This window comes from Curtobacterium sp. NPDC087080, assembly GCF_044745105.1.
Classification (GTDB): Bacteria; Actinomycetota; Actinomycetes; order Actinomycetales; family Microbacteriaceae; genus Curtobacterium.
Map to the genome: position 1 here is coordinate 589,817 of NZ_JBIUZP010000001.1, position 12,921 is coordinate 602,737.

A 12,921-nucleotide genomic window follows, 5' to 3' on the forward strand; every position below is an offset into this window, starting at 1 on the left:
AGAAGGGCCCCGCACCACACCGGTGCGGGGCCCTTCTGCGTGCGCGGTGCGCGCTGGGAGCGCGAGTGCTCCGCTGAAGCGACAGCGTTCGGCGAACCGTTCGCGGTGCACTGTCGCCTTCGCGGAGTCATCGGCGGGGAGGCGCGCGGCCGTGTCCGCGACGGCGCACGGGCAGTGGACGGGACCGCCTGGTGGCCCGGTGCCGGTCCGGCGGACCGGCGCCGCGCCTCCAGGCCGTCGCACGTTGCTTGCCCGTTCCTTCCCATCTCGGTTGCGATGGCAAGGAGGAACGGGCGTGCCTGGTCGGAACGGACCACCAGGTACGCCCGAAACGACCAGGTACGCCCGGAACGACTGAGTATGCCCGGAACCGCCAGGTACGCCCGGAACCGCCGAGTACGCCCGGAGAGCACGCACTCACGCGAGAGCGGGGCCCGCGCCGCCCCGGCACGGACCCCGCTCCTGGCGGTGACGACTACCGCGCCGTGGCCAGCACGTCGTTCGCCCCCGCCGCCACGCTCACGGGTGCACCCGTGACCGGCGTGGGCCGCCCCAGGGAACGGACGGACCACCCCGCCTCGACCCAGTCGGCGACCGGGAGGCAGTTGCGCGCGTCGATGACGACGCGACGCCCGACGAGCGACCCGAGCGCCACGGGCGACGCCTGGACGACCTCGTCCCACTCGGTGAGGACGAGCACGACGTCGGCACCCTCGACGGCGTCCTCCTTCGTGGCGGCGTAGGACAGCGTCGGGAAGGACCGCCGGGCGGTCTCGTTCGCCTCCGGGTCCCACAGCGTGACCTGCGCACCCCGGAGGTGCAGCGCGGCCGCCACGTTGAGCGCCGGGGAGTCGCGGACGTCGTCGGTGAGCGGCTTGAACGCGGCGCCGACCACGGCCACGCGGCGGTTCAGCACGGAGCCTCCGAGCGCCTCGATCGTCATGTCGATCACCCGCTCGCGCTGCCCCATGTTGATCTCGTCGACCTGCTGCATGAGCCCGACGACCCGACCGGCGCCGATCTCGTTCGCGCGGTGCATCAGCGCACGGATGTCCTTCGGCAGGCAGCCGCCTCCGAAGCCGAGACCGGCGTTCAGGAACTTCCTGCCGATGCGGACGTCGTGCCCGAGGGCATCGGCGAGCGTCGTGACGTCGGCTCCGGTGATCGCGCACATCTCGGAGATCGCATTGATGAACGAGATCTTCGTCGCGAGGAACGCGTTCGCGCTGACCTTCACGAGCTCGGCGGTCGCGAGGTCGGTCGAGATGACCGGGGTGCCCTCGGCGATCGGCGCGGCGTAGACCTCACGGATCACGGCGTCCGCCGCGGCCGAGGCGCCGCCCCAGACCAGTCGGTCCGGGTGGAGGGTGTCGTCGACGGCCTTGCCCTCGCGGAGGAACTCCGGGTTCCAGACGAGTTCGGCCTGGATGCCGGCGGGGCTGAACTCGCGGACGATGCCCCGCAACCGCTCGGCGGTCCCGACGGGCACCGTGGACTTGCCGACGATGAGCCCGGGGTGGGTGAGGTGCTCGGCGACCCCGCGGGTGGCAGCCTCGACGTAGGTCAGGTTCGCAGCGTGCGACCCGGCCTTCTGCGGCGTGCCGACGCAGACGAAGTGGACGTCCGCCGCGGCGACGGCCTCGGCGAGGTCGGCCGTGAAGCGGAGCTTCCCGGTGGCGACGTGCTTCGTGATGAGTTCGGGCAGGCCGGGCTCGTAGAACGGCACCTCGCCGGCGGACAGGGCGGCGAGCTTCGCGGGGTCGACGTCCACGCCGATGGTCTCGAAGCCCATCTCGGCCATGGCGGCCGCGTGGGTGGCGCCGAGGTACCCGGTGCCGATGACGCTGATGACGGGAGCCGGCCGCACGTCGGCGGCGTCGGTCTTCTTCTGAGCGGTCACTGCTTGACCTCCTGCAGGTCGTAGTCGGTGTCGGTGCGGGCGATGCCCTCGGCGAAGGTCGCCAGGCTGTCGGCGCGGGAGTCGAGGCGCCAGTCGTTGGTGGTGCGGGAGCCGTCGACGATGGTCGTGGCCACCTGGCTGAAGTAGGCGAAGCCGATGACGTCGCGGTTGGCGGGATCGGCGAGGGCGTCGAAGAGCGAGGCGATCCACTGCGACTTCTGGCTGTCCGAGACGGTGCCCCCGGTCTCGGTCGCGCCGATCTCGTTCAGCAGGATGTGCTTGCCGGGAGCAACCTGCCGGAGCTGCGCGAGGGTGGCGCCGAAGGTGTTCTGGAACGTGGGCTGCTCGGTGGCCGTGCGGTAGTAGCCGCTCATGCCGACCCAGTCGACGTAGTCCGCGCCCGGGTAGTACTGCCGCATGTAGTCGAGCGTCTGGTACGTCGCGTTGCCGAGCTTGTCGATGCGCGACGGCGACCAGTTCCAGATGACGTAGTCGTTCGCCCCGTTGGCCTGGAAGACGTCGTGCACGTGCTTCCACATCGCGACGTACGAGCCCGGCGCGTTCTGCTGCTTCGACCCCTCGGACCAGTTGTACCACTGGCCGTTCATCTCGTGGTCGAGGCGGATGACGACGGGCATGCCGTTCGCCTTCAGCGCCGACGCGTAGGACGCGAGGTAGTCGTCGAACTTCCCGGAGACGATGTCCTGGTTCGTGTAGCCCTCGACGTACGGCTGGTCGTTGCCGGTCTTCGCGGGGACGGTCTCCCACGTCATCATCGGCAGGCGGCCGTTCGCCCACGACCGCTGGACCGCGCTCGCGTTGAAGTCCTGGTCGAAGCCCTGGAAGTACCCGACCATGTTCGTGGCGCGGCCGACCTCCTGCGTGACGCGGTCGTACTCTGCCCAGTTGAACGGGGACTGCGTCGTGTAGAGCCCGTACCAGCGGGACTGCTGGCCGAGGATCTGTGCCTTGGTCGGGGTCGTGATCGGCTCGGACGCGACGGGGTCCTTCGACGTGCCGGCGTTCCCACCGGTCCCGCCGGACGCGCCGGAGCCGGAGCTCCCGCCGGAGCCACCGGCGGGGTTCCCCGCGGCGCCCCCGCCCGAGCCCTTCCCGGCGGAGGAGGAGCCGTCAGCGGCCCCGCCCGAGCCGGACCCGGCTGCCGACGCCTTCCCGCCGCTCGTCGCCGCACCGAGGTCGGACTGCAGCGAGGCGATCTGCGCCTTGAGGCGGGTGATCTCCTCGGCCCGCGAACCGGCCTGTGCTCCCGAGGAGTCGAGCTTGCCCTCGAGCTGCCAGATGGTCCGCTGCGCGGCGTCGAGCTTCGCACTGAGCTCGGCGACCGTGGGCTGCTTCGTCTTCGGCGGGGTGACGCCGAGGGCGGTCTGCACGGCACTCGACACGGGGCCGGCCGGCGAGACCCAGACGGTCCACGTGATCAGGCCGAGCACCAGGACGATCGCGGCCGTGCCGATGGCGGTACGACGGGCGTGCTTGCTGGACTGTGCCCACCACGTGCTGGTGGAACGGATGAGGTCAGACAATGAGGAACGCCTCCAGTGCGAAGACCGCGAACCCGATGAGGTACGGGATCGCCGCGTAGGGATTGACACGACGGGCCTTGGCGACCGCCGGACGAGCGGGCGCGGCGGGCGCGGACGCTGCCACAGCCGCCGACCGTCGCGTGGCGAGCACCGTCGCGGTCGAGTTCGTCGTGACGTCGGCCCCGAAGAGCTCGTCGAACGCGCGGTCGGCCGCGGCCTGGTCGTCGCCGCCGACACGCGAGCGGGCGGCGTCCGCCTCCGCACGCGAGCGGACGACGTCGGTGCGGTCCACCGGCGGCAGACCGGCGTCCACCGGCGGCAGACCGGCGTCGACCGGACTGACCGGCGGTGCACCGAGTGCGTTCGGCTGGACGGCGTCCGCCGGGTCCTCCTCCATCGGACCGCCGGCGTAGGCTCCGGCGCGGGTGCCCCAGCCGGACGCGTGCGCCAGCCGGAAGAAGCCGATGAGGCGGATCGGCATGAGGAAGAACGTCGACACGATGATGAACATCGGCAGGCGGAAGAAGTCGCTCGGCTTCTCGGCGAGGTGCCGCATCTGTCGGATCGCCATGCTCAGCACGCTCGACACGACCATGAGTCCGGCGACGTAGACGAACCCCGTCGAGAAGCCGTACTGCTGCAGGATGCCCTGGTACAGGTTCTCGCCCTGCCCGGTCACGGCGCGGTAGATCCAGCCGGCGATCACACCGAAGAGCATGAACGGCAGGATGATGTCGGTCAGGAAGAAGACCGCCAGGATCGGCGCGTGCCCGAGCATCCACGGCAGCATCCGCAGCGTGTTGTACTGCGAGCCGCGCGCCCAGCGGAGCTGCTGCTTGAACAGCTTCTTCACCTGCAGCGGAGCGTCCGTGTAGACCAGCGACGTGTACTGGTACACGGTCCGGTAGCCCTCCTTGAGGGTCAGGTTCGTCAGGGTCCGGTCGTCGGACACCTCGAGGAACACCCCCATGAACTTCTCGTGCATGAACCGGTCCATGACCCGGACGAGGATGTTCCGGCGGAACGCGATCGTCCGGCCCGGCAGGCACCCGATCTGGCCGAGCACGCTCTGCGCCGGCATCGAGTAGAGCGCCCGCGAGTTCTCGAGCCAGTCGGCCCACCGGGTGATCCACGAGCGCGTCGGCTCGAGGATGCGCTGGCGGGTGGTGACCCCGCCGACGGACTCGTCGGCGAACGGCTTCAGCAGCTCGGAGAGCGTGCCGGGCGTCCACACCGTGTCGGAGTCGACGAGCACGGTGATGTCACCGGTGGACATCTCGGTGCCGACCTTGACGGCGTTGCGCTTGCCCGGGATGGGCGTGTGGGTCCAGCGGACGAGCGGGGCGAACTCGTCGCACACCTGCTCCAACGCCTCGTTCCTCGCGCCGTTGATCACGACGATGATCTCGCCGGGACCCTGTTCGACCATGCGGCCGATCACGTCGCGGAAGAGGTCGATCGGCTCGTCGACGACGGGGACGACCACGCTGGTGGTGCCGGTGTAGGTGCCGGTGAAGGGGCGGTAGCGGGCGGACAGGAGGACCTTGAGCAGCCAGAGCAACCAGATCACCGCGGAGTACACGGCGAACAGGTAGAACTCGGGGTGCCCGTCGACCATCTGCCGGATCTGCAGAATGAAGGTGAACATCGATCCCTGCTTCAACGTTCGAGGTGGGGATTCCGCTTCATCGAGGAACCGTGGGCGGTTCGGGTGAGCCCATTGAGACAGAAGCTGGGTGTCGCCGCAACGCGACCCCTGTCCGGGGGTGTTTCCGGCACGTGACGGGGTACAACTCGGTCCCCCTCACGCGGCGACGCCGTTGTCCGCACTGCTGCTGACAGCAGGAAGGTGGACCGGTCCACCGTCCTGCAGCGCGCAACACCGCGCGCCGACCGGCCGGGAGGCGCGCCGCGGTTCGCGGGGGAACCCCAGATCAGAAGCCCTTACCCCTGTTCAGGGGTCACCTGGTCATCTCGGCTCGCCACGACCTCGTCGACCGTCGATCACGGTCCGGTCACGGCCCGACGGACCGATCGTCGCGGGGTACAGCACACCGTTCCCCGGGGGACACCGCGCGACGCCGGGAATTCATCATCGACGACACGTCACGTTCCGCGGCCGACGTCGCCTCGGGCGTGTCGCGGGGCGCTCAGGCGCCGTAGAACTCCCGCTCGAACACCTGACGGGCCCGTCGAGTGACCCCGAGGTAGTCGTCCTCGAGCCGCGACGCCGAGCCCGGCGGGTACTCCATCAGCCGGGCGATCCCCTCGAGCTGCACGCGGTCGACGGGCAGCACGTCGGTGGTCTTCCCCGACCAGAGCACGAGCGCACTCCGGGTGCGGGAGGCGAAGCGCCAGGCGGCACCGAGGCGTTCGGCGTCCTCCGGTGCGACGAGCCCGGCGGCGGTGGCGGCGTCGAGGGCCTCGAGCGTCGACGTCGTCCGCAGCCCCGGCACGGTCGTCGCGTGCTGCAGTTGCAGCAGCTGGACGAACCACTCCACGTCGCTGAGCGATCCGCGGCCGAGCTTGAGGTGCCGCGCCGGGTCCGCCCCGCGCGGCAGCCGCTCGGACTCGACCCGAGCCTTGATGCGCCGGACCTCGCGGACCGCCTGCTCGTCGATGCGCTCGGGGTACCGCGTGCCGTCGGCGAGGTGCTCGAAGTCGCGGAGCAGGGCGTCGTCGCCGACGGCGCCGCGGGCACGGAGGAGCGCCTGTGCCTCCCACGTCAGCGACCACCGGGCGTAGTAGGCGCCGTACGATTCGAGCGTGCGCACGACGGGTCCGTTCTTGCCCTCCGGCCGCAGGTCGGTGTCGAGCTCGAACGGGTGGATCGCATCGTCGGTCAACCGCGACAGCTCGCGCACGATCGTCTGGGCGGCGCGCGAGGCCTGCTCCGGCGCGAGGTCCCCGGACGCCCGGTACACGTAGAGGACGTCGGCGTCGGACCCGAAGCCGAGCTCCCGACCGCCGAACCGTCCCATCGCGACGATGCCGAACGCGAGCCCGGGCGGGGCGTCCCGTCGGGCGAGGGCGAGCGCACCGGCGAGGGTCGCCTCGGTGACGTCGGACAGCGCCGGGCCGAGCGCGTCGACGTCCAGGTGACCGAGGACGGCCGCCATGCCGAGCCGCAGGGTCTCCCGTCGTCGGGCGGACCGCACGAGGGCGGCGGCGCCGTCGACGTCGGCGCCGTGCCGCGCGGTCGTCGCGGAGTGCTCGGCGAGGAGCGACGCGAGGGGCCTCGGTCGGAGCAGCGCGTCCGGCTCGTCGAGCCAGGCGACCGCCTCGGGGAACCGTTCGAGCAGACCGGCGAGGAACGCCGACTCGGACAGCACGGTCGTCAGGGAGTGCGCGGCGCCCGACGAGTCGCGGAGCATGCGGAGGAACCAGCTCGACTCCCCCAGGGTGTCGCTGAGGCGACGGAAGGCCAGGAGTGCGCGGTCCGGAGCCGGCCCCTCCGCCATCCACCGCAGGAGCACCGGCAGCAGGTTCCGCTGGATGGCCGCACGTCGGCTCGTTCCCTGGGTGAGCGCACGGATGTGGCCGAGGGCGCCGGCCGGGTCCGCGAAGCCGATCGCCCCGAGCCGGTCCGCCGCCTGGTCGTTCGTCAGCACGATGTCGCCGTCGGTCGCCGCGACCGCGGACAGCAGCGGACGGTAGAACAGCCGCTCGTGCAGTCCGCGGACCTCGAGCTTCACGCCCCGCCACCGCTGCTCCAGCGCGGCGGCCGAGGTCGCGAGACCGGTCGACCGGGCGAGCACCCGCAGCTCGTCCTCGTCCGCGGGCATCAGGTGCGTGCGCTGCAGTCGCCGGAGCTGGATGCGGTGCTCGAGCAGGCGCAGCAGGGCGTAGTCGGGTCCGAAGCGTGCCGCCTCGGGACGACCGACGTAGCCGGCGGCGGCCAGGGCGTCCATCGCCTCGAGGGTCGAGCGGACCCGCACGGACTCGTCGTCGCGGCCGTGCACGAGCTGGAGCAGCTGCACGGTGAACTCGACGTCGCGCAGGCCGCCGGGTCCGAGCTTGATCTGCCGGTCGACCTCGTCGTCGGGGATGTGGTCGGTGACCCGCTCACGCATCCGCTGGACCGACTCGACGAACCCTGGTCGGCCGGCGGAGCTCCACACGAAGGGGGCGACCGCGGCCGCGTACCGCTCCCCCAGGTCTCGGCTGCCGGCGATCGGCCGCGCCTTGAGCAGCGCCTGGAACTCCCACCCCTTCGCCCAGCGCTCGTAGTACGCCACGTGCGAGTCGAGCGTCCGGACGAGCGCGCCGTCCTTGCCCTCCGGCCGGAGGTTCGCGTCGACCTCCCACAGCGCGGGCTCGGCCGCGAGGTCGGTGATCGCGTGCGTCGCCGCGATGGCCAGGCGCGTTGCGATGAGGACGGCGCGGTCGGTGCCGACGCCGGTGTCCGCGTCGTCGTCGCGGGTCGGCTCGGTGACGAAGATGACGTCGACGTCGCTGACGTAGTTGAGCTCGCGGGCGCCGGCCTTCCCCATGCCGATCACCGCGAGGGGCGTGGCCTCGACGTCGGCGGCGGGGAACGGGACCTCGCGTCGTGCGACGGCGACCGCCGCCTCGAGCGCCGCGCCCGCCAGGTCGGCGAGCCCCGCGGCGACCGCCGGGAACACCTCGGTCGGGGCGGGGTGCAGCACGTCGAACAGGGCGATCTGCGCCAGGTGCCGCCGGTAGCGCACGCGGAGCCGGAGCCGGGCGTCCTCACCGGTCGTGTCGGCCACCGCCTCGGCCAGCGACGCCGTGTACGCCTCCTGCGACCACGGCGCGGCGACCGGTTCGAGCAGCAGGGCGATCTCCGTCGGCCGGCGGTGCAGGAACTCGCCGAGGCCCGTCGACGCACCGAGCAGTCGGACGAGCCGCTCCGTGGCGGCCGGGTCCGCCAGGACCGGCCGGAGCTCGTCCGGCGCACGCTCGAGCAGCCGCTCGAGCAGCCGGAGCGCGCCGTCGGGATCGGCCGTGGACTCCCACAGCGCCGGGGCGTCGGTGACCGGCACCCGCACGTCGGGGCCGAACCGCGCCTCCAGGCCGGCGATCCGTTCCAGGCTCTCGGACAGCTCCGCGAAGCCCAGGCGGGCCATCTCGGAACGGGACGTCCTCGTCCGACCGGTCATGCGTGGCGCTCCCGGCGGCTGCTAGAGCGCGCCGAGGTTGGTGCGGAGCTCGAACGGCGTGACCTGGTCGCGGTAGGCCTTCCACTCCTGCCGCTTGTTGAGCAGCACGAAGTTGAAGACCTGCTCGCCCAGCGTCTCGGCGACGAGCTCCGAGTCCTCCATCAGGCCGAGCGCGTGGTCGAGGCTGGCCGGGAGCTGCTTGTAGCCGAGGGCCTTGCGCTCGGCGTCGGACAGGCTCCAGACGTTGTCCTCGGCCTCCGGCGGGAGCTCGTAGCCCTCGTCGATGCCCTTGAGGCCCGCCGCGAGGAGCAGCGAGTACGCCAGGTACGGGTTCGCGGCGGAGTCGATGCCGCGGTACTCGACGCGGGCGGACTGGCCCTTGTTCGGCTTGTACAGCGGCACGCGGACGAGCGCCGAACGGTTGTTGTGGCCCCAGGTCACGAAGGACGGGGCCTCGTCACCGCCCCACAGGCGCTTGTACGAGTTGACGAACTGGTTGGTCACCGCGGTGATCTCCGGCGCGTGCTTCAGCACACCCGCGATGAAGTGCTTGGCCGTCTGGGACAGCTGGTACTCGCCACCGGCCTCGTAGAAGGCGTTCTGGTCGCCCTCGAAGAGCGACACGTGCGTGTGCATGCCCGAGCCCGGCTGACCCGACAGCGGCTTCGGCATGAACGTCGCGTAGACGCCCTGCTCGATAGCGACCTCCTTGACCACCGTGCGGAAGGTCATGATGTTGTCCGCCATCGTCAGCGCGTCGGCGTAGCGGAGGTCGATCTCGTTCTGCCCCGGCCCGGCCTCGTGGTGGGAGAACTCCACCGAGATGCCGAGGTCCTCGAGCATCCGCACCGAGCGGCGGCGGAAGTCGTGGGCGCTGCCGCCGGGGACGTTGTCGAAGTAGCCGGCCTGGTCGACGGGCTGCGGGCCGCCGTCCGCCCAGTCGCGGCTCTTCAGCAGGTAGAACTCGATCTCGGGGTGCGTGTAGAACGTGAACCCGCGGTCGCTCGCCTTCGCCAGCGTCCGCTTCAGCACGTTGCGCGGGTCGGCCACCGCCGGCTGACCATCGGGCGTCGTGATGTCGCAGAACATCCGGGCGGTCGGGTCGACCTCGCCCCGCCACGGCAGGATCTGGAACGTCGAGGGGTCCGGGTGCGCCAGGACGTCGGCCTCGTAGGACCGCGTCAGGCCCTCGATCGCGGAACCGTCGAACCCGATGCCCTCCGCGAAGGCACCCTCGACCTCGGCCGGGGCGATCGCGACGGACTTCAGCGTGCCGATGACGTCGGTGAACCAGAGTCGGATGAACTTGATGCCCCGCTCCTCGATGGTGCGGAGCACGAAGTCCGTCTGCTTGTCCATGGACGCCCTTTCCGTGGTGCTGCTGGGGCCTCCAGCCTATTGGTCCTCGTCGTCCCAGCGCTCGTTGTTCGCCTTGATGCGGTCCAGGGCGTGTTGCGCTTCCTCACGGGTGTCGAACGGGCCGATCCGGTCGCGCTGCGGCGACTGCGGGCCCTGCTCCACCTCGTGCGTCTTCTCGTTGAACCACCACTGGGACTCGATGCGTTCGTCGCTCATGGCGCCACCGTACCCACGGGGGTCGGGCCGTGCCCGGGTGCGGCGCGCGGCAGGTGCGCGGCAGGTGCACGGCAGGTCCGCAGCCGAGTCTCGGGCTGCGCGACGGTTCTCGCGCATCGGGGCGCGCGATCGGTCGCTCAGCGCGAGACTCGCGGGGTCGCGGAGCGAGACGGGACGGGGGCGGGCCGGGCCGGGGGCGGGCCGGGCCGGGGTGGTCCTGAGGGCGGGTTCGAGGCAGGGGCGTCGCCGGTGCCCCGGGTGGCGCCGCGGGACGCCGGCGTCACCGCCGGACGCCCTCGGCACGCCGAGACGCCGTCGGATGTCGCGGCGTCTCGGCACCGACGGGGCGTCTCCCGCCGACGCCGGCGTCCCGACGCGACCGAGGTGTCCCGTGCGCACGCCGGCGTCCCGCACCCGTGCCGGTCGGGTTCCCGCGCGCACGCCGGCGTCTCGCGCACCAACGGGGTGTCCCGCGCGGACACCCGGGGCCCGCGGGACGACCGCGCGCCGCACCCGGTTAGAGTGGTCGGCATGCCCCGGGACGCACACGGACACCTGACCGCCGGCCGGATCTCCCCCCAGCGCCCCGTGCCGAAGGACATCGAGCGTCCCGAGTACGTCGGGCGTGCCGAGCCGCACGAGCACGGCCTCGGCGACACCTACACGCCGGAGGAGGTCGAGCGCATCCGGACGGCCGGTCGCATCGCCTCGCAGGCCATCGACGCCGTCGGCGAGGCCATCCGCCCCGGGATCACCACGGACGAGCTCGACCGGATCGGGCACGAGTTCGTCGTGTCGCACGGCGCCTACCCCTCGACGCTCGGCTACCGCGGGTACCCGAAGTCGCTCTGCTCGAGCCTCAACGAGGTCATCTGCCACGGGATCCCGGACGACACCGTGCTGCAGGAGGGTGACCTGGTCAACATCGACATCACCGCCTACAAGGACGGCATGCACGGCGACACGAACCGCACGTTCGTCGTCGGGCAGGCCTCGCAGGAGGTCCAGGACCTGGTGGACCGCACGCGCACCGCGCTCGAGCGCGGGATCAAGGCCGTGGCCCCCGGGCGCCAGGTCAACGTCATCGGGCGGGCCATCGAGGCCTACGCGAAGCGTTTCGGCTACGGCGTCGTCCGTGACTACACGGGCCACGGCGTCGGCCGGGCGTTCCACTCCGGGCTGATCATCCCCCACTACGACGCGCCCCGCTTCGACGACGTCATGGAGCCGGGGATGGTGTTCACCATCGAACCCATGCTCACGCTCGGCGGCATCGAGGCAGACATCTGGTCGGACGACTGGACCGTGAGCACGCGCGACAAGTCCTGGACCGCACAGTTCGAACACACCCTCGTCGTCACCGAGCGCGGCGCGGAACTCCTCACCGTCTCCTGACGGTCACTCTCGAAAGGCACCGCTTCTCATGACCTCCCTCGCAGTCGGCGTCGACATCGGCGGTACGGGCATCAAGGGCGCGATCGTCGACGTCGCCACCGGCGAGCTGACGACCGACCGGATCAAGAAGGCCACCCCCGAGGGCGGCAAGCCGCACGACATCGTCGCGGTGGCGAAGTCGATCCTCGACGAGCTCGCCCCGGCTGCGGACGTGCCCGTCGGGGTCTGCTTCCCCGCGATCGTGCGCGACGGCAAGACCATGTCCGCCGCGAACGTGTCGAAGAAGTGGATCGGCTTCGAGGCCGAGGCGCTGTTCGAGAAGGAACTCGGCCGCTCGATCCACTTCGTCAACGACGCGGACGCCGCCGGGTTCGCCGAGCAGCAGTTCGGTGCCGCGAAGGGCAAGGACGGGCTCGTCGTCGTCACGACCCTGGGCACCGGCATCGGCACGGCGCTGATCAACGACGGTGTGCTCATCGTCAACTCGGAGCTCGGCCACCTGGAGATCGACGGGCACGACGCCGAGACGAAGGCCTCGTTCGCGGCGAAGGAGCGGGACGAGCTGTCCTGGAAGCACTGGGCGAAGCGCCTGCAGAAGTACTACTCGACGCTCGAGGCGCTGCTCTCCCCCGAGCTCTTCGTCGTCGGCGGTGGCGTGTCGAAGCACCACGAGGAGTTCCTGCCGCTGCTCGACCTGCAGGCGGACATCATCCCCGCGACCCTCCGCAACAACGCCGGCATCATCGGCGCGGCGACCCTGGCGGCCCGGAGCAAGTAGCGGCCGCGAGCGGGCAGGACATGCCGCGCGTGGTCCGTCGATCGGGTGCGATCGGTCAGGGAGCGGCATCGAGCGTGACAGATCTGGCCCGCTCGGCGGCCGAGGGAGCCTGGGAGTCCGGGAGCCTGGCCGCCGGCACGCCAGGCAGGACACCGGGTCGCGGTGGCAGCGGTAGACTCGGCACTGCGAACGGGTCGGTGAGACGGTCGCGTCGCTCCCCCGGGAGCGCCGAGGAACGTCCGGGCTCCACAGAGCAGGGCGGTGGGTAACACCCACCCGGAGCAATCCGCGAGACAGTGCCACAGAAAGCAGACCGCCGGCGGCGACGTCGGTAAGGGTGAAACGGTGGTGTAAGAGACCACCAGGGGTCCGGGTGACCGGATCCGCTCGGTAAACCTCGCCCGGAGCAAGGTCAGACAGAGGACGACGAGGCTGCTCGCTGAGTCCTCGGGTGGACCGCTGGAGGCCGGCGGCAACGTCGGTCCGAGAGAGATGGCCGTCACCGCGAGAGCGGGACAGAACCCGGCGTACGGCCGGCCCGTTCGCACCCACGCACCACGTGCGCGCCCCGCGATACGACGACGGACGGGAGGCGCGTGGCGGTGC

At 71.3% G+C, this 12,921-nt stretch carries 8 protein-coding genes and 1 other RNA gene; 3 read left to right on the forward strand and 6 right to left on the reverse strand.

All coding sequences use genetic code 11. The annotated features are described in order from the left end of the window. Positions 1 to 475: 475 nt before the first annotated feature. From ACIPEQ_RS02745 to ACIPEQ_RS02770, 6 genes are all read right to left on the reverse strand, one after another. Positions 476 to 1,900: a UDP-glucose/GDP-mannose dehydrogenase family protein gene (locus ACIPEQ_RS02745; protein WP_250367563.1), complete on the reverse strand. Its 1,425-nt coding sequence runs from the start codon at positions 1,898 to 1,900 to the stop codon at positions 476 to 478. Beyond that, positions 1,897 to 3,444, reverse strand: a complete 1,548-nt coding sequence (locus tag ACIPEQ_RS02750; protein ID WP_402713927.1) for a glycoside hydrolase family 26 protein — start codon at positions 3,442 to 3,444, stop codon at positions 1,897 to 1,899. The genes ACIPEQ_RS02745 and ACIPEQ_RS02750 overlap by 4 nt, the downstream gene beginning before the upstream one ends. Then, entirely contained in the window at positions 3,437 to 5,092 is a 1,656-nt protein-coding gene (locus tag ACIPEQ_RS02755; RefSeq protein WP_402713928.1) for a glycosyltransferase family 2 protein, read from the reverse strand. Before ACIPEQ_RS02755 ends, ACIPEQ_RS02750 begins: the two co-directional genes overlap by 8 nt. A 502-nt stretch (positions 5,093 to 5,594) precedes the next feature. Then, positions 5,595 to 8,567 carry a bifunctional [glutamine synthetase] adenylyltransferase/[glutamine synthetase]-adenylyl-L-tyrosine phosphorylase gene (locus ACIPEQ_RS02760; protein ID WP_402713930.1) on the reverse strand — a complete coding sequence of 991 codons (2,973 nt, stop codon included), beginning with the start codon at positions 8,565 to 8,567 and terminating at the stop codon, positions 5,595 to 5,597. Positions 8,568 to 8,588: 21 nt separating this feature from the next. Further along, the gene (gene glnA, locus ACIPEQ_RS02765; RefSeq protein ID WP_209825144.1) at positions 8,589 to 9,926 is read right to left on the reverse strand and encodes a type I glutamate--ammonia ligase; all 1,338 of its coding nucleotides are present in this window, start codon (positions 9,924 to 9,926) and stop codon (positions 8,589 to 8,591) included. A gap of 36 nt (positions 9,927 to 9,962) precedes the next feature. Further along, on the reverse strand, positions 9,963 to 10,142 hold the full coding sequence (locus ACIPEQ_RS02770) for an SPOR domain-containing protein (protein ID WP_058729959.1): 180 nt from the start codon (positions 10,140 to 10,142) through the stop codon (positions 9,963 to 9,965). Positions 10,143 to 10,673: 531 nt separating this feature from the next. On the opposite strand from ACIPEQ_RS02770, the gene map reads away from it, so the two are divergent. The 3 genes from map (at position 10,674) to rnpB (ending at position 12,860) form a co-directional block, all read left to right on the forward strand. Next, the gene (gene map / locus ACIPEQ_RS02775) at positions 10,674 to 11,537 is read left to right on the forward strand and encodes a type I methionyl aminopeptidase (protein ID WP_402713931.1); all 864 of its coding nucleotides are present in this window, start codon (positions 10,674 to 10,676) and stop codon (positions 11,535 to 11,537) included. A gap of 28 nt (positions 11,538 to 11,565) precedes the next feature. Further along, positions 11,566 to 12,315 (forward strand): polyphosphate--glucose phosphotransferase, encoded by a 750-nt coding sequence (gene ppgK, locus ACIPEQ_RS02780; RefSeq protein ID WP_066654024.1) that lies wholly within the window; start codon positions 11,566 to 11,568, stop codon positions 12,313 to 12,315. A gap of 190 nt (positions 12,316 to 12,505) precedes the next feature. Continuing rightward, positions 12,506 to 12,860: RNase P RNA component class A (gene rnpB / locus ACIPEQ_RS02785), an RNA gene on the forward strand. Positions 12,861 to 12,921 lie beyond the last annotated feature (61 nt).

What these genes read in the sequence shown, in the direction of transcription:
- map (WP_402713931.1), top strand. Translation starts at nt 10,674, where the DNA reads ATGCCCCGGGACGCACACGGACACCTGACCGCCGGCCGGATCTCCCCC.
- ACIPEQ_RS02755 (WP_402713928.1), bottom strand. Translation starts at nt 5,092, where the DNA reads ATGTTCACCTTCATTCTGCAGATCCGGCAGATGGTCGACGGGCACCCC.
- ACIPEQ_RS02760 (WP_402713930.1), bottom strand. Translation starts at nt 8,567, where the DNA reads ATGACCGGTCGGACGAGGACGTCCCGTTCCGAGATGGCCCGCCTGGGC.
- glnA (WP_209825144.1), bottom strand. Translation starts at nt 9,926, where the DNA reads ATGGACAAGCAGACGGACTTCGTGCTCCGCACCATCGAGGAGCGGGGC.
- ppgK (WP_066654024.1), top strand. Translation starts at nt 11,566, where the DNA reads ATGACCTCCCTCGCAGTCGGCGTCGACATCGGCGGTACGGGCATCAAG.
- ACIPEQ_RS02770 (WP_058729959.1), bottom strand. Translation starts at nt 10,142, where the DNA reads ATGAGCGACGAACGCATCGAGTCCCAGTGGTGGTTCAACGAGAAGACG.